General features: G+C 35.6%; 18 protein-coding genes and 1 tRNA gene. 11 read left to right on the top strand and 8 right to left on the bottom strand.

The genetic code is table 11. The annotated features are described in order from the left end of the window. The first annotated feature begins 9 nt into the window (after positions 1-9). The 3 genes from nagB (at position 10) to LPB248_RS06635 (ending at position 3,227) form a co-directional block, all read left to right on the top strand. Entirely contained in the window at positions 10-1,938 is a 1,929-nt protein-coding gene (nagB, locus tag LPB248_RS06645; protein WP_177210739.1) for a glucosamine-6-phosphate deaminase, read from the top strand. Further along, a complete protein-coding gene (locus LPB248_RS06640) occupies positions 1,926-2,075 on the top strand; it encodes a hypothetical protein (RefSeq protein ID WP_177210738.1) in 150 nt (49 codons plus the stop codon). Before nagB ends, LPB248_RS06640 begins: the two co-directional genes overlap by 13 nt. A gap of 429 nt (positions 2,076-2,504) precedes the next feature. Continuing rightward, positions 2,505-3,227, top strand: coding sequence for a hypothetical protein (locus LPB248_RS06635; protein ID WP_177210737.1), 723 nt, complete (start codon positions 2,505-2,507; stop codon positions 3,225-3,227). Between the two features lie 295 nt (positions 3,228-3,522). On the opposite strand, the gene LPB248_RS06630 is transcribed toward LPB248_RS06635, so the two are convergent. Both LPB248_RS06630 and LPB248_RS06625 read right to left on the bottom strand, forming a co-directional pair. Next, positions 3,523-3,810 (bottom strand): hypothetical protein, encoded by a 288-nt coding sequence (locus LPB248_RS06630; protein ID WP_177210736.1) that lies wholly within the window; start codon positions 3,808-3,810, stop codon positions 3,523-3,525. Positions 3,811-4,391: 581 nt separating this feature from the next. Beyond that, positions 4,392-4,799, bottom strand: a complete 408-nt coding sequence (locus LPB248_RS06625) for a helix-turn-helix domain-containing protein (protein ID WP_177210735.1) — start codon at positions 4,797-4,799, stop codon at positions 4,392-4,394. Positions 4,800-4,972: 173 nt separating this feature from the next. On the opposite strand from LPB248_RS06625, the gene LPB248_RS06620 reads away from it, so the two are divergent. From LPB248_RS06620 to LPB248_RS06605, 4 genes are all read left to right on the top strand, one after another. Next, positions 4,973-6,700 (top strand): hypothetical protein, encoded by a 1,728-nt coding sequence (locus LPB248_RS06620; protein WP_177210734.1) that lies wholly within the window; start codon positions 4,973-4,975, stop codon positions 6,698-6,700. A gap of 16 nt (positions 6,701-6,716) precedes the next feature. Further along, the gene (locus LPB248_RS06615; protein WP_177210733.1) at positions 6,717-7,259 is read left to right on the top strand and encodes a hypothetical protein; all 543 of its coding nucleotides are present in this window, start codon (positions 6,717-6,719) and stop codon (positions 7,257-7,259) included. A gap of 73 nt (positions 7,260-7,332) precedes the next feature. Continuing rightward, the gene (locus LPB248_RS06610; protein ID WP_177210732.1) at positions 7,333-7,956 is read left to right on the top strand and encodes a hypothetical protein; all 624 of its coding nucleotides are present in this window, start codon (positions 7,333-7,335) and stop codon (positions 7,954-7,956) included. Between the two features lie 57 nt (positions 7,957-8,013). Then, a complete protein-coding gene (locus LPB248_RS06605; RefSeq protein ID WP_177210731.1) occupies positions 8,014-8,355 on the top strand; it encodes a hypothetical protein in 342 nt (113 codons plus the stop codon). A gap of 1,046 nt (positions 8,356-9,401) precedes the next feature. On the opposite strand, the gene LPB248_RS06600 is transcribed toward LPB248_RS06605, so the two are convergent. Next, positions 9,402-9,713 carry a DUF6922 domain-containing protein gene (locus tag LPB248_RS06600; protein WP_177210730.1) on the bottom strand — a complete coding sequence of 104 codons (312 nt, stop codon included), beginning with the start codon at positions 9,711-9,713 and terminating at the stop codon, positions 9,402-9,404. 48 nt (positions 9,714-9,761) lie between these two features. After that, positions 9,762-10,451, bottom strand: coding sequence for a nucleotidyl transferase AbiEii/AbiGii toxin family protein (locus LPB248_RS06595; RefSeq protein ID WP_177210729.1), 690 nt, complete (start codon positions 10,449-10,451; stop codon positions 9,762-9,764). A gap of 221 nt (positions 10,452-10,672) precedes the next feature. Between LPB248_RS06595 and mobA the strand changes: the two genes are divergently transcribed. From mobA to LPB248_RS17145, 3 genes are all read left to right on the top strand, one after another. Then, complete coding sequence (mobA, locus tag LPB248_RS06590) at positions 10,673-11,110, top strand: conjugal transfer protein MobA (protein ID WP_177210728.1); 438 nt, start codon at positions 10,673-10,675, stop codon at positions 11,108-11,110. Positions 11,111-11,484: 374 nt separating this feature from the next. After that, positions 11,485-11,745 carry a hypothetical protein gene (locus LPB248_RS06585; protein ID WP_177210727.1) on the top strand — a complete coding sequence of 87 codons (261 nt, stop codon included), beginning with the start codon at positions 11,485-11,487 and terminating at the stop codon, positions 11,743-11,745. 10 nt (positions 11,746-11,755) lie between these two features. Further along, a complete protein-coding gene (locus LPB248_RS17145) occupies positions 11,756-13,408 on the top strand; it encodes a recombinase family protein (protein WP_410504091.1) in 1,653 nt (550 codons plus the stop codon). Here LPB248_RS17145 and LPB248_RS06570 read toward each other — a convergent pair. The 3 genes from LPB248_RS06570 to LPB248_RS06560 form a co-directional block, all read right to left on the bottom strand. Then, a tRNA-Met gene (locus LPB248_RS06570) sits at positions 13,368-13,440 on the bottom strand. The two genes, LPB248_RS17145 and LPB248_RS06570, sit on opposite strands and share 41 nt — an antisense overlap. Positions 13,441-13,531: 91 nt before the next feature. Beyond that, complete coding sequence (locus LPB248_RS06565; protein WP_177210726.1) at positions 13,532-14,056, bottom strand: DUF4269 domain-containing protein; 525 nt, start codon at positions 14,054-14,056, stop codon at positions 13,532-13,534. Beyond that, a complete protein-coding gene (locus LPB248_RS06560; protein WP_177210725.1) occupies positions 14,049-15,581 on the bottom strand; it encodes a glycosyltransferase family 39 protein in 1,533 nt (510 codons plus the stop codon). Before LPB248_RS06560 ends, LPB248_RS06565 begins: the two co-directional genes overlap by 8 nt. Before the next feature lie 231 nt (positions 15,582-15,812). Between LPB248_RS06560 and LPB248_RS06555 the strand changes: the two genes are divergently transcribed. Further along, a complete protein-coding gene (locus tag LPB248_RS06555; protein WP_177210724.1) occupies positions 15,813-16,232 on the top strand; it encodes a hypothetical protein in 420 nt (139 codons plus the stop codon). Positions 16,233-16,320: 88 nt separating this feature from the next. On the opposite strand, the gene LPB248_RS06550 is transcribed toward LPB248_RS06555, so the two are convergent. After that, complete coding sequence (locus LPB248_RS06550) at positions 16,321-16,866, bottom strand: DUF4494 domain-containing protein (protein WP_177210723.1); 546 nt, start codon at positions 16,864-16,866, stop codon at positions 16,321-16,323. Positions 16,867-17,095 lie beyond the last annotated feature (229 nt).

Here is a 17,095-nt window from a genome sequence, read left to right as displayed (position 1 = left end):
AATAAAATCATGTTAAAAAGTAGTATTGACAAATCCACAGGATTTGAGAAACGATTTGAGAACATTAATACCGTAGTTTTTGAAAATTCAGTAACGGCTTCAAAAGCTGTTGCACAAGAAATAGCTAGTCTTATTAGATCTAAACAAGAGAACAACGAACCTTGTATTTTGGGATTAGCAACAGGTTCATCGCCAAAAGGATTGTATGTCGAATTGGTTCGCCTGCACAAAGAAGAAGGATTGAGTTTCAAAAACGTGATTTCTTTCAATTTGGACGAATATTACCCGATGGAACCCGATTCCATCAACAGTTACGTGCGATTCATGAAAGAATTGCTGTTTGACCAAGTGGATATCTTGCCTGAAAATACTCATATTCCAGACGGAACTTTATCAAAAGAAGAAATAGCAAAATATTGTGCCAATTACGAAACCAAAATCGAAGCTTTGGGAGGAATCGATTTACAGATTCTTGGAATTGGAGGAAACGGACATATCGGATTCAACGAGTCGGGGTCTTTGCAGAATTCCAAAACCCGTTTGGTGGCTTTGGATCATATCACCAGAGTGGCTGCCAGTGGTGATTTTTCGGGATTGAGCAATACGCCAAGAACGGCCATCACCTTGGGAGTTAAAAAAATCATGGAAGCCAAACAAGTTATCTTGATGGCTTGGGGAGTTGGAAAATCTAATATTATTAAGGCTTCCGCCGAAGGAGAGGTAACCAACTTGGTACCAGCTTCGTTTTTGCAGGAACACAAAAGTGCGGTTTTTGTTTTAGACCAAGAGGCTTCTTCAAAACTAACCAGAATCAACACACCTTGGTTGGTAGAGAAAGTAGTTTGGACAGACAAATTAATCCGCAAAGCGGTTTTAGGTCTTGCACTTCATTTGAAAAAACCAATATTGATGCTTACCGATGCCGATTATATCGAAAACGGAATGAGCGATTTATTGGCCGATTCAGGACCTGCATACAACATCAACATCAAAATATTCAATAAATTACAAAATACCATTACCGGATGGCCGGGAGGAAAATCAAATTCCGATGATGCCAACAGACCCGAAAGAGCGGAACCGGCTAGAAAAAGAGTTCTGTTATTCAGTCCGCACCCCGATGACGACATCATCAGTATGGGAGGAACTTTCATGAGACTGCAGGAACAAGGACATGAAGTGCATGTGGCCTATCAAACCTCCGGAAACATTGCCGTTGCGGATGATGAGGCACTTCGTTTCGCGAATTTTGTTACCGATTACAATGAAAAATTCGGCATTAAAAGTGCCGAGGCGGATGATATTTACAAAAAGGCGAAAACCTTCCTTAAAAACAAAAAAGCCAGCGAAATTGACATTACGGAAGTGAGATATATCAAAGGATTAATCCGTAAAGGAGAAGCCCGCGCCACAAGCCATTTCGTAGGTTTACCGGACAGCCAGATTCACTTTATGGAACTTCCTTTTTACGAAACGGGAGCAATTGAAAAAAATCCTATCGGTGAGGCAGACATACAAATTACGATGAATTTAATTGAAAAAATTAAACCGCACCAGATTTATGCCGCGGGAGATTTGGCCGATCCACACGGAACTCACAAAGTGTGTCTGGATGCTATTTTTGAGGCTGCCAAACGACTCAAACCAAAAGATTATATGAAAGATTGTTGGTTGTGGTTGTACCGCGGTGCTTGGCAAGAATGGGGAATCGACGAGATTGAAATGGCTGTTCCTATGAGTCCGGATCAGGTATTGGCAAAACGACACGGAATTTTCAAACACCAATCCCAAAAAGACGGTGTGGTGTTTCAAGGAACTGACGCAAGAGAGTTCTGGCAAAGAGCCGAAGACAGAAACAAAGAAACTGCAGATTTGTATGTTGAATTAGGATTGTCCCATTATGCCGCTATGGAGGCTTTTGTGAGATGGGATTATTAGAGGGAGGATTGGGGCTGCTTCATAGTGTCTTATTTCATGATTATTTACACGATTGGCAGCATCCAGAATTAGAAAAAGATATTTGGGTCGTCATTTTTGGGCAATTGGTTTTGGATGTTGGAGTACAGGGAATATAACAGATGAAATGGGAAATGAATATTTGGACTATTAAAGAAATCCAAACGATAATAGTAAAGGAAACTTCAGCATTGAAGTTTAAGTCTGCCAACGCTAAGGATTTCCAATCCATAATGGTTAAGTTACTAAGAAGAGTATTTAGTTATGTCGATAAGCTAGACTAACCGATGAAATTTTCTAAATTGTCTGGCAAAAGTTATCCGGTAAATATAGCTCAGGTGCCAACAGAAAAGCTCGAAGGTCTTTGTCGTACCTTGTTTATTGCGGTGCCTTTGTTAAAAGAAGATCCAAATCTGCTTTGAATAATATTAAAGTAATCGATTATTACCGTTACCAAATTAGTAAACTTTTTGATCCTGCCAGTGGAACTTTGCTTAAGCACTTCTATATCTAATATGTTAGAGATACAGGACAGATTTTTGCAAAATATGAAAGGTATTGCGACATTATCTGAAATAGGGTATAAATACAATTCAATTTTAAATTCTAGAGTTCTTAATCAGATCTCGAAATCATTAGCATATCAGTCTCAATTTGAAATTCCACAAGCAGCTATTGATGCAATTGGTTTAATCCAAAGACAAAATGACTATATGGTAGGGAATGTCAAGACTATTGCGGAAGCACTGAAATTCCACTTACCAAACATTCCTGAAATAAACAGTCTCCATTCTGCCTTTACTGGAATTTCAAAACAAATCACGCAACTAGCTCTACAAGCACAAGATTGGGAAATAATAAGTGATTTTGAAGAAATTACCGAGCAAACTCTAGAGTTCACAGAAAATATAGATGAAGAGTTAGATGAAGAACAAAGAATAAAATTTCAGATTTTACTATCTGCAGTTCTTTCTTTTTTTCATAAGAATAAAAAGCATGGAGTGTCAGCTCTGTTGATTGTAGATATTTTTTTGAGATTGGCGGGCATTCATCAATATTGTGATTTTTTGAAAGACAAACCTTTGTTAGCAGAGAAGTCAGAAGTTAAGAAAGTGAATGTTAAACAAGATTCTATCTTATATTTTATAAGGGAAATAAATAAGCAAGTAAAGGAGAAAAATGAGCATAGAAGTATAGCTAGAGTTTGTGAGGTGAAATTAAAGCCGACTAATAAAAACAATCACATTAAGAAAGTTACCTATAAATTTTAAAGTATTAGTTTTACAGATCGATCATAAATGGGTTTTAATAAGTTATCTGGATCCTAAGGATAATCTTCCTGAAACTGAGTGGGTAATGAAAAAATATTTAAATACAACTAAATAGTTTGTTGTAATTTGTAAAAGTTAAAAAAAATGATGGTGGTTTAATAACCCCATCATTTTTTTTTAACTTACACAGTTAGTGAAATACTACCTTTTTTTATTGATGGTAATATATTAGGTGTGGTAAAATTTTCTTTTTTCAATTATGAATTTCGAGACATTCCACAAAATCCTGAAATTCTCAATACCTATTTTCGTTTTCTCGTTTCAATTTTGATAATATTTCAGACCTTAATGCTTCAACCTGTTCTTTACGTTTTTTTGCTTGCTGTTCATATTCTCTCATTCTGCGATCGTGAATAACCTGCTTAAAGTGAAGTTCATGATCTATTCTGTCAAGTTCTTTTTCTAAGGCCAAAGTATGAAGGTGATTATTAATAAATAAAACACATGATCCTGCAGTAATTCCCCAAAGCATAACAATGAGAAATCTGGTGCTTTTCGGATTATCTAATGTTCGAAATTGCATTGTCAGGTCTTTATATATTAAATTATTTGTGTAAAGTGAATTTAGTAAAAACAATGTAAAAAAATGTGTATTGGTACGCAATTACTGATTTTGATGGTATAATAATTTCAGAGCATCAATAATATATAAATCTCATTTTTCTTTGATCATATTAGAAATCCGAATAATTTTTACAGTAATTAATTGGTTAAAAAACCTTATTTTTTCATCAAATAACCAAAAATCTTAATTTCAAACTAAAAAAATCAATATTTTTAATACTGGTGAGAAAAAAAAATTAGATGAATGCCTTTTAAAAAATGCAGGTAAATCTATGCCGATTTTAAAAAATGACAGTATTCCTAAGACGGAAGATATTAGCCCTATTTTCTCTAAGATGTTCATAAAACTAATTTAATAAAAAAAAGAATAGGAATAAGGAAATAACCTAAGAAAAGAAATATAGGTATGGGATATAGTCAGACTGGTGCTAAATACATCAATTTTTGCTTAATTTTTTTTTCTCAAAAATCAAATACATTCTACAAATAAAAAAGAGACTCATGAGTCTCTTTTTTGAATTAATATACCTTATAAAAAGCTTATTTTTCTTTCAGCAATTTTTCCAGATAATCAACTTTGTCTTTTTCGGCTTGAACCAGACGCTCGTAGAGCTTAATCTGCTGTTCGTGGGATTCGATTAACTTATCTAATGGATTAAAAGTACAGTGATAATTCCCAACAGTTCCCTGGCTATTATCATAGAAATTATTAAAATAATTAAACACACCTTCTTCAGAAAAATTCTTGATTGCTTCAACGCTTACTCCTAAGGCTTTCGCCACTTCTTTTAGTTTTTCTTCTTCTATAGTTTCACTGTTTTCCATAATCGAAACAGCCTGCTGGTTTGTTCCCATAGCCTGTGCCAGTGCTTCCTGTTTCATGTCTTTCAGTTCACGGATACGGCTGATTTTGCGCCCCATGTGATTTGGTTTTGTTAATGTACTCATAGCTCAAAGATAATAATTAAGAATAAAAAAGTAAGGTCTGTGTATGATATAGAAATTGTACTGTACGGTACACGATAAATTGATACGGTACTGTACGGACAATCACTTACTTGCCTGCGTGTTTAACAAAAATACAACATTTCATTTTATGTACAACTTCAAATTATCAAATTATGCATTATCAGTTAAAAATCCCAGAGAACCATCCAATGCGGGAGCAGTTGGAGGGAGCTATTACCAGCCTGCTGACCTTTGTGCATGCAGGAACTATCTACATTTCCAATAACGGCCAGAGCGGTCTGCCGATTATAGTAACCTTTATCCTCAAAAAGAACTGCGGACAATGCGGGGATGCAGTTGAGAAAATGGCGAAAAAAATAACGGACTGCTATCCTGATTTTATTTTCAAGTTTATCAATGCATTCAGGGCTTCACAGGGATTTAAAGAGGGATTCCCCTATCTTATCCGCCACTGTACTATCGCTGAGCTTGTTTATTATCAGCCGGACAACAAGGTGTTTTATCCTTTAGATGACGATGCAAAAGAACTTCTGCAATGGACAAAATTGGACTTTAAAGATAAGTTGGGAGATACAGTGTCCCGTTTTCAGAAAGCATCAGCTGATATGAAAGACAATAGCCTTAAAGAAGCAGGCAATTCTATGTGTGTTGCTTTATGGGATCTCTACTGCTGTTACTCATGGCTTCTTATCGGAGAGATTGGCGAGGATATGGGCAGACCGAGCCTGCTGTACGAATACAAAATGGTCGTGAGGTTTGTTCCATACCTGAAAGAAATACTCAATTATGACATTCCTGAAGACAAGGAAATTATTGACCATCTCAGCAGTGCGCATACTTATTACCGCGACAATACTATTAATATTGAGATCAATCCATCAGTGTTAGAGAGGGCAAAGGTAAAGTTTGAGCTTCTGGAAAAGGAATTCCGCAGTCTTTTTTCGGATTATCAAAAAGAGTTCAAATCAAAAATGAAGGGATTCCGCAATCAGTCGTTTTCCGGACAGTCAATCCTGACTGAAATGCCCAGCTCAAATTATTTTATAGGCCATGCGCTGTCAGAGATTAGCAGAGCCATAAACGGTTTTATGAAAACCCGCGCGGTATTCTGCTTCGGGTATAATACCTTCAACATTAATGAAGGAGTAAAAACTAAGAAAGCATTCAATAAACAGTTTCCCTGCTATCATTTTTACCTGCTGATACTGAGCACTGAATACAGGGAAAATGCCCTGCCGTTATTACAGTCTCTGATAAAGGAAAAGTTTGAAAATAGATATACGGCTACCCTTTTAATCCATCGAACACAGAACCTTCGCAGGCAGAGCCATTACCAAAAGTATTTCCTTAATAAGGTTATGGCTAATGGCATTTTGGCTCAGTTTGAAAGCCCGTATAGTATCTATCCGATAAATGCAGATGAAAATAGGGATATCGAATTTACACGAAACTACTGGAAAAACCGCATGCTTGCGTGTGAACAATTTCTGATGACAGCCGAGCAGTGCACCGAACCGGACGAAGCACTGGTAAAAAATGCTTTGGTTCAGCAGGCCGTACAGCAGGTGGCCGTTGCCCAGCTAGACCTTTTCCTCAGCTATCATCCAGCCGTATATTCAATCCCCTACATGTTCAGGCTTTTGGAATGCATCCCTGCAATCAAACTGCCTTTCTCGGATTCTCAGCAGGATAGAAAACTGATAGAACTTCTCTCAGCCAATATAGATATGATAAAGCATAAGGATCTTAACAGGGAAAGCATTGACCAGAGCAATCTGCTCTATACCAAGTGTGAAGCCTTCTATAATGAAATGTACACGCTTGGATACACTGAACTGCAGAGGCTGGATGATTTGAAACAGCAGGACGAAATCCAATAACTATAAATTTTTTAATATGAAAAATAAAAAAAACTTTGAAACCAAGTTCTGGGCTGGGTTTGAGGCAGGCAATCCATTTGAGGCTTCTGATGCCCTTTTTGATTTTGCGCATCTTGACTACTATAAGCGAAATTTGACGCAGGCAGTAATCTACAGCAATAAAAAAGAGATCTGCAGTGATGATAAGCTGAGCGAGATTTTTATATTCTATAAGGCTATATCCTCCTTTCTTAAAATATACTACAGCCTTCAGAAAAAAAGCAGAAAATGGAAAGTGAAAGAGTCAGCCCGCACTGAAAATGTATTCCATCTCACTTCGCTTACAAAGCAGGAATATGACAACCCTTTCACAGTATTTCAAAAAGCATTTGCTGAGCAAACCCTAAGGCAGTTTGATTTTTTTCTTTCTGAAATAGTGAGCCTTTCATTGTCTCCATACGAAAAAGACAGCGACATTGATCTGGCGACTCCCTATATCCATCTGATAAAAATGCTCGATGCGGGAGAGCTTATCCGTGAAAGAGGCCTTGAAAGAATCAAAAAAGATAAGCAGTCTTAAAAGGCAATATTTTCATTGGTGAAATAATGCCCTTTTGAAAATGCTTAAGTGAACTAATCCTAAATTTTTTAAGATGAAAAATTATAAAAGCCATAAGAAAGAAAAAAAGCTTATAAAATCAGCAGAACAGGCAGAGAAAGCACTCAATATGCTACTGCAGAATCCAAAGAAGAATCTCGAAGACGGAATTTCAGAACTTCTGGGCAGATTAAAAAATCCCAAGCTCGATTTAATGCTTGAGAGATATCCCGACCTTCTGCAGGAATACGATCTGAAAGAACTGCTTTCAGGGAATCTTGAAGCCACTGATGACATAGAGGACATTAAAACAGCAGGACTGCTGTCATGCCTGCATCTGCTGATACATTTCTGCTATGAATTAAAGGAGAATCCAAATCCGCATGATAAACATTTTGACAGCCTTAGGTACATTTTAGATTCGATTTCCTGCTCACGTTTCGTGCACGAACTGCTCTCTGCTGTCATATCGGCTGTCGGATCAGAATATTACCAGAAGTTCCAGCAGAGAATCCAAACTTTAGATTTTGATTTAGAAAATGCATTAGAACTGCCGAACGATCCCGAACTGGAACAGCACATTGAACTGCTGGCATGGTTTGCGCTGGCGAGGCTGTTTTTAGAATCGGTTTACGCCTATTGCAAGAGTCCTGATCAGAATCCCAATAACACTACATGATAAAAACGTCAAATTATTCCACTGGATAAATGATAAAAACAATCTAAAATAAAGATTATGGAAAAAGAAACAATCACATTAAACGATTTTATTGATAACCCTGAGCATTTTTTTATTATGCTCAGACCTGCATCAAAAAGAAGAAATGACATACACAGCATCGAGATAAATGTGCAGGGATATTCAGATCTGTTCTGTCTGATAATGGATCTGCTCAAAGCCGGGATGCTTGCTTTAGACGGGATTGAAGGAAGCGGGGAAAACATCAGAGACCCTGAAAGATATGTTAGAAGTCTTTTAAGGATAACAGAAATGCTGATTCCCATGGAAGAAGGAGATCTTCTGGATATGCTTTACCAGAAGTATTTAAATGAAAAAAACATAACTGAATCCCAATAATTTTTTTAATAAACGCCGACTTCGGAGGCGTTTTCCAGCCCCGCAGGGCAAGTTGTTTTGAGATGCTGAATTCATTTCAAGCATCTCAAAACACAACTTGCAGGTTTCCTGCGAAACCAATTTTAGAAATAGATTTAATGAAAGGGCTTGATGCCCTTTTTTTATTGTGATGGTTATAAGGTAATTTACTTTAAAGATATATCTGAATAAAGCGGATCCTTATCGTACAGCAGTGTTATTGGTTATGCCTGCAGACTGCAGGGGAGATATATGATGCAATACTTGAGTTGTATCTTAAAATATTTTCTTAGAAGAAAAGACTCAAGTATGCAGGAGTGTAAGTAAGCAAGCATGAGGAAATGCAGGGATTCAAGTATACAAATATGCAAGTTTGGAGCAATGCAAGCAGACAGGTATGTTGGTCTGCAGGTCTGCAAGCCTACAGGGATTTACCTATTTGTATAAGTGTTTTTAAAACCATAAAACCATAAAAATGCTTTTATGGTTTTTCCGGAAACTTTGCGATTTTATTTCAGGCAAACCTTGAATAGATAATTTAATCTCACAATACCAATAAAAATATCTTTTCCAAAGAAAACAGAAAAACGGAAAAAAGAAAAAGAAAGCAATTTCATAAGACGGGATGCAGACAGGCCAAAAGGAATCGGAATAAGTCCCAAAGGGTGGCTTGTGAGGAACGAGCAAGACATTATGCCGAAGTCTTTTTGCCAGACTGGAACAGCCCGTCATATCTTCGTTTTCTTTTTTATTGTTTCTTAAAAAAAAGAATAAAAATCAGTGCTTATGAAAATAGAACATATTGCTGGAATTTTATAATTACAATCCCAGCAAATATTATAACATTGCAAACTGATCTTAAATTAACATTTTAAGCTCGTAATATCTTATTAAGATAATCGTTTAAAAGCATACGCCATAGTGCGGATAGTAAACATAAAATGGAAGATTATGTTTATGGACATGCCCTCCAGACTGCAGTGAAATGATTAATCATTATGGTCGGAGGGCTTTTATTAAAGGCAGGACTAAATCCAATGGTAGGGTTTGTCTTTGCGGTTGAGGTAGCAGTACATCTCTTCCTTCTTGAGTTCTGGAAAGAATTTAAGGGCATCTTCAATGGCATAGTTAGGCAGAAAGGAAATCTCGTCACGGACAGCCTTAATTACTTTTTCACGACCATAAAAACGCACGATTTCGTTAATTTGATCCTGACCACCACGCTCCACAATACGGGCAATAACCATTTTATATCCCCCGTCCCAATCAATACTGTCGAATCTAAAATCCCAGAAGAATTTAGGGTGAAGATTGGGTATGTCTCTAGTTAATTTATCCATTGTTTTTTTAATAATGGTTAGTATCAAATATAAGCAATTTCTGCTGAATTACCTGCGAAAACCTCTCTTTTTATTGGGGTTAATTGGTAAATCCTGGCTTTCTGATTTAAATTTATATAAAGGATTTTTTACTGCCAGTTCCAGACGTTTTTTAATATTTTTCCAGCTTTGCTCTTTTTCTTTTAATACATCTACGCCATCAAAGGTGGTAATCTTGTCATATGTTTGAAGACCTATTGATGCCCAATATGGGTCTTTATCATATTTTCTCTGATAGGCTTGAAGGTAGAACTTTAAAGGTTCTTGTTCAAGCATAAAGTACATATCGACAAAATCCTTGTATCTGTTACCGCTCTGATGGATTGCGTGGAGTTTCATTGCTCCAATGTCTTCATTGGAAATCATGCGGACTCCTTCCGTTGTTTCTACAGAATTTAGAAGAGGGTAATTGTGTGTAAGAATGTCTACTTTTATATTATCAATGTAGGTAAGAACTGTATTCTCCAAGAGTCTGCTTTCTTCTTTATCTGCACCGTAAGTATCATGCAGATATTTGAGCATCATCTGCGAATGAAAATCTTTTGTTGTGAAAAGATCTATATCTACCGATAAGCGGTGTCCTAATCGTAAGGCTAATGCCGTACCGCCGACCAGTACATGTTCCTTCAGTTTTTCATCTTTCATAAGCCTTTGGAGAAGTTCCCACATCTGCTCAGTAACCGTTTCTTTGTAAAGCATAGTTTTATATTTTCAGAAAATTAATCCTGAAAAAGACCTGCTTTTTAAAAGGGTCTTTTGATGGCTTTACTTGGCATCGGATGTCCGATTTTAAAGGTTTAAGATTGCTTTAGGAGCAAATAAGCCAAATGCTTCAAAACACTGCCATGATCTTCCAAGTTGGAGTGAAATTGCCGATTATAAAATATATTGGGCTTTAAGTAATACCAATTATTAAAGTCATGGAAAATGAAGAAAGAAAGAATCCGCATAAAGGAGGCAGGCCTCCGAAAATAGATCCCGCCCTGCATCGCTATTCCATCAGCCTTACCGCAGAAGAAAATGCACGTTTCCTGTCTCTTTTTGAAGCATCTGGAATGCGTGTAATGGCGCACTTTATTACAGCCTGTGTTTTTCAAAAGGGAGTCAAAATAGTCAAGATCGATAAAGCGACAATGGATTATTATATGCGCCTGACCGCATTTTATAGCCAGTTTAGGGCAATCGGGGTTAATTACAATCAGGTTGTGAAGATTTTATATCAAAAATTTTCCGAAAAGAAAGCCTCGGCATATCTGTATAAACTGGAAAGGCAGACTGCAGAATTTGCCGTTTTGTCCCAAAAGATCATATCACTCACAGAGGAATTTGAAGAAAAGCACATGAAAAAAGAGTCTTGATCTGATAGCGAAAATTCCAAAAGAAGTAAGTCTATAAAAGTGTTTAATTTATTCCCAATGTATGAAACATGATTTTCAGTGTACCATATATAAAGAATTGATAAGATACATCTTATATATTTATTTAATTGCTCTTTATCGAAAAAATCCACCTTTCGGTTATGTTCTGCCAAAGCTTTAATTAATTGCATTGGGTGTCGGTTGGCAATTTTTGTTTTGAATATTATGACTTTAAAAGACAAAGAGTACCAGCGGTTGCTAATATTGTAATGACTTCAAAATGCATTTTTATATTTATTAAAATAAGTGTAATGATGTGTAATCAGTAAAGATCGTGAAAGCGGTCTTTTAAAGTTTAGAGCAGGAGGTGCGAGATGGCAAATGAAGAAAAAGATAAAAGAAATATCAGTGTAGACAGAGCCTTAATAAAGCCAAATACTAAGGGGTTAAATATAACTCTTGAGCAAAGAGAAAATGTATTTAATGATCAGAAAGAAAAAGCGAAAAACAATCAGGTAAAATTAACTATTGAAGAATTACGAAGCTGTAAAGGTTTTGAAACAGTTTCAGAATCGGAGGGGCAGGAGATAATCGATAGCCTGTTTCAATTAGCAGTAATAGTTTATAATTTTTAAAACTAAAAAGATGAGTATAGAAAATTTCAAAAAATTCCAAAAAGAAAAACTAGCTCAAAAGAACGAGGTAAAAGAAATTTGGGGCTACACTAGGGTAAGCTCTAAACTACAGTTAGTAAATAATAGTCTGGAAGAGCAGAGGAGTGAAATAGTTCAGTTTGCATCTAAGAATGGCTACACACTTAAAAATATACTTGGAGGTACTTATGAAAGCGCCTCGGGAGATTTCACAAGAAAAGAGTTTACAAAACTACTGGAAGAAGTTAAAAGCTCAAAACAGAAACCCTTTGCAATTGCCATCAAATTTATCAGCAGGTTCTCCAGAACAGGAGGTAATGCTATTACTATTGTACATGAACTAGTGGATAAACTGGGTGTTCATTTGATTGAGACATCATCAGGACTCTGCACCAATGATGAATACAGTAAACTGGATATTTACAGCAAGCTGTTGGATGCCAGAAGGGAAAACATGGACAGGTTAGAGAAAACAATTCCGGGCATGAAAGCACTGCTTAGATCAGGCAACTGGCTGGGCAAAGCTCCCAGAGGTTATACAATGAGAGGGAGAAAAGTAGGAGACTATGCCTTAATGCAGGACACGCAGTCTATTACAATCAATCAGGAAGGAGAGGTTTTAAAAAAGGCATGGAAATGGAAACTTGCAGGGGAAAGAGATTATGTGATCAGACAGAAACTTGAAAAACTGAATTTGATTATTTCAAAACAAGGGATTAGTTCCATGTGGCGAAACCCATTTTACTGCGGGATCTTAGTTAATGCATTAATTGAAGAACCAGTGAAAGGAAACTGGGCGGGTCTGGTTAGTGAGGAAGATTTCCTGAAAGTTGATAACATGCTTTCGGAAAACAGCGTAATTCCAGTTAAAGAATATTGTAAAACTAAAGTCAATGAGTTTAGACCACTTACAGGATTTTTAAGATGCGAGTGTGGTTGCCTGCTTACAAGTTATGAAGTTCGAAAAAAGAAAGCACACTATTACAAATGTCAGAAGTGTAAAAATGCCAGTTTTAATGCTCTGACTACTCAAAAATCAAAAACGGAGGGGTTGAATGATTCTTTCGAAAGGTTATTGTCAAAATATACATTAGACTCACGATTTGTACAGCCTTTTAAAATGCAGTTGAATAAATTTTTTGAAGATGTAAACACAGAAGCTAAAGAAGAAATGAAAAGCTTACTTGAAAAGAAAAAAGATGTTGAAACTAAAATTGAGAATTTGGATAAACGCTATTTTGAGAACTCAAATTTTGGAGATGAAAAATACAATAGATATGCGCTTCAGTTTGAGACCGAACTGAAGATGATTGAAACCCATATACACTTGAATGCAAAAAAAATATCTAACCACAGCAGGCATATCGATAAGGTAGTAGAAAAAGTCTCGAACATCAGTAAATACTGGAAAGAAGGAAATATCGAAAGTAAAATCAGAATTCAAAACTTGGTATTTCCTGAAGGATTGTTAATTAGGGCTGAAAACAGGCAATATCTAACCGATAAAGTGAACTTAGTTTTTGCGTTAGTCTCAACGTTTTCAAGGGTTGAAGGAGATAATAAAAAACAAAAAACCCATCAAAATTTTGATGGGTTGTTCTCTGTAGCGGGAACAGGACTCGAACCTGTGACCTTCGGGTTATGAGCCCGACGAGCTGCCTACTGCTCTATCCCGCGATGTTTCGGGTGCAAAGATACACACTAAATACGGTTATGCAAATAATTTTAGTACTTTATTTTTTATAATTTTTACAAAAGACGACTTTTCTTAGATTTTATAATCTAATAATTCTTGGTAAACGTTTCCTTTTAAGCCTAATAGCGTGCCAAATGCAGGTTCGGTTTTTATACCGCTTTCTTTTAGTTTTATGATGGCTAATCTAAAGTTTTCGTCTCTAGAACGAAGAATTTGGTCTTCAATAAGCATATGTCTGTAGCCATTTTGAAGTTCGGTCGGAGTATTTTGTCCGAAGATTTCTATTTCGAAGGCCTCAATAAAGAAGTTTGCAACAACCGATTCCTTATTGTCAATCACAATTTCTCGAATCGAAAAACGGTTTTCTTTTTCGAATAAATGTTTAATTCTTTCAATAAAAGCAGATTTGTTTTGCCAATAACAGACAATATCCAAATCACTGTCTTCAATATCAATATTTATAGGAATCGTACCAACCAAAATAGGATCAAACTCAGCAAGTTTTTCTAAAACGTCATGTTTGGTTAAAACATGAAATGCAGCTTGCTGTTTTGAATTTCCAGTTTTTAAATAAGATAAGTCTCTGAAATTAATCATTTATGATCTTGTTTTTTTCTTCGTTGATTTCTTGTTCTAATCTCTTGTTGATATCGATTTTAGCTTTTGTGAAAACAAAAATAGTAGTTCCGTATTCTCTGGCGTATTGATTTTTTATCTGACCGCCAATAACAGCCGTTTCAAAATACGGACTTGTTTCTTTCAGTTCTTCATTGTTTTTGTCATATTCCTTAACACGAATGAGGTTTTTGTACTGAATGCTAAGATCAAACCAATTGAGATAATCGGCATTGAAAGAAACCGCTTTGATTCCTTTTTTAGAATAAAAATTAATAGCGCCCGCTTGTCCGTAATTATCGCAAAGCACAATAGTTTCTTTTTGGTTAGGCAATAATGCGTAAAGCGAATCTGATTTTCTCGCCAATTCTTTCCAACCTAGCATATCGGCAAAATCCTGAGGCAAATGATGGTCTTTTCCGTCTTCCCAGCGCAGCATTCCCATTTTTTTGTATTTCTCGGGATGCGCCACTATATATTCAGGACTTTTGTTTGGAAAAGCAATGTTGTACATCGGAATAAAAAACAATAACGGAATCAGGATAAAAACAGGTTTTAGAAAACGTTTCCATCCATTGTTTAGAATTTCAGATAAAAATACAGCTCCAAAAGCAATATAAATCGGGTATAATCCTATAGCGTAATAGGCCTTTGCTTTGAAATAAATAAAAATCAAAAGCGTGAAAATAAACGCTGCAAAAAACAATTGGTACTTTTTGAAAGGTTGGTAAAACAAAACCGCATAAAGTCCAGCTAAAATCACCAATAATCCTCCAATAAAAAAGAGAATCTGTTCTTTTATAAAGTCGACTCTATCTACATTGACTAATTGTGTTTCAGCTAATTCTTTCATATGATGTACAATCGGAAAATGATTGCTGTACTGCCAGTAAAGATTTGGCAGAATTAGTATTAACCCTAAAATAAGGGCAAAATAAAACTCTTTTTTTGCGAGTATCTTTCGTTGTTTAGAAAGTAAAATAGCGGGAATTAATCCGAGAAATAAAAACACGATATTGTACTTGTTCAGGAAACCAAAGGCGAAAGTTATTCCGGCGAAATAAATCCATTTTGTGTTTTCTGAAGTAATGTATTGTATGAGAAAATAATAAAATGCAGTCCAGCATAAAACGTCGAAAGAATTGGGCTGATATAATGTGTTGAGACGAAGCAAACACGAAAACAAAACGCATAAAGCACCAAGGATTAAAGCATAAAGATTTCCTTTTAAAAGTTCTATAGTTTTCCAGACAATTAAAAGCGTCAATGCGCCAAATAGGGCAGGGAAGAACTTGATCCAGAAAACCGAATTCCCTAGCAGATAAATAATATACGAAAACCAAGAAGTAACAGGCGGAACAGATAAATAGCCCCAAGCCAAATGATGTGCCTGATCAAGATGTAGATATTCGTCACGCTGTAAATCGTATTCTGGACTAATTAAAATATATTGGAGAATGAATTTTAAAACAATAAATCCGAATAAAATTAGGTTTCTTTTGGACATATAGATTTTGGTTTCTTAGGTTTCTTTGGCTTTTGTGTTATAAGTGGTTTCAAATCAACATTTAATTCTGTAGCTAAGATAGGACTTATTTTGATTTTAGAATATTCGGAATGTTTCTGAGTAAAATGGTGTAAAGTGCAGTTGTTTAGATATTTATGGTTTTAAGATGTCAGTTGAATTAACATTTTTATTACCTTTAGTATCAAGCAAATAACTTTAAAAGAAAATACCATGAAAAAGAAATTATTGATTTTAGTTGTCTTTTTAGGGACAATTTCATTTACAAATGCACAAAGTATAGGAGACGTTACAAAAGCGGCGAGTAAGGCGTCGACGGCAGCGGTACCAGGTTTTGATGTTGCTAGTTTAGCGAATCAGGTTATGGGTGTGCTATCTCCAAAATTAAAATTAACAGATGCTCAAAAACCGGTGGTAAATTCATTGGTAAATGAAACTCTAAACAAAAAGAAGAATATTTTACCTACAATGGCTACTGACAAAGCGGGCTATACTTCTAAAATGACTACCACTAGAGAGTCTTTTATATCCAAAATGAAAAAGAATGTAAGTCCAACGCAATTTGATGCACTTACGGCTTTATTGCCAAAATCGGCTTCGGCGGTAACGCCATTGGCAAAAATGCTCTATTAAAATAGCATGAAATAAAAAAAGCAAAATAGAAATCTATTTTGCTTTTTTTATTTTGAGTCTTTTAGAAAAAGTCTTGAATTTAAAGGTCTTATTCTTCGACAGTTTCAAATTCCATGTGATCAATTACTTCTGCTTCTGGCTTTTCTGGTTTAGAAGCTTTCAAAGTATTGAATCTTTCCAACATTTCTGTTTCGCCTTCTTCACCGCTGAAATATGGGAAAACGTCCATAATTGGTGTTTCTGTAATAGCAGGAATAGAATATTCGCCCATTGTATTTTTCATTATGTGAAGTGTGTTGTCATAAGCTTCACGAACGTCATTTGCCTGAACCAGCATGTACATGCTCGTTTTTCTTTCCTTACCGCTTTCTTCATCATAAGCGATTAAAGTGATTTTAGACTTAAACCATCTGTCTGCATTTTCAAAAGGATGAATTTCAGCATAATTTGCCACTTTGATCGCCGTGATTTTAAATTCTTCACTCGTATAAGCGGCCATTTCTTCGGTCATTCTTTTTTCAGCTTCTGTATAAGACAAAGCATCAACCAAATAGGGCTCGGTTAAAACTTTTTGTCCTCCAGTTTCATCTGTCTTTCTATATTTTACTTTGCATTCGTACCAAATTGCGCTCATCTCTTTTTTAATTTTAAGGATGCCAAAGATAAATCTTACTGCAAAATAAATAGTTAAATCTTCAAATAGATATTCACAATTTTAAATGATTTTTGCTAATGTTTTGAGATTCTGAAAGTTGTGTTTTTTAATGGTGAAAATGATTTGTAATCACATTCATTCTTTTCTATTTTTGCTTAAAATTAAAAATATTTTCTTCCTGTTTTTAATTTAAATATTTGTAATTCAA

This window comes from Flavobacterium sp. LPB0248, from assembly GCF_013388355.1.
In the GTDB taxonomy this organism is placed as follows: domain Bacteria; phylum Bacteroidota; class Bacteroidia; order Flavobacteriales; family Flavobacteriaceae; genus Flavobacterium.
The sequence above is the reverse complement of the archived record's forward strand: the minus strand, read 5'-3'. Positions and strand labels throughout refer to the sequence as shown.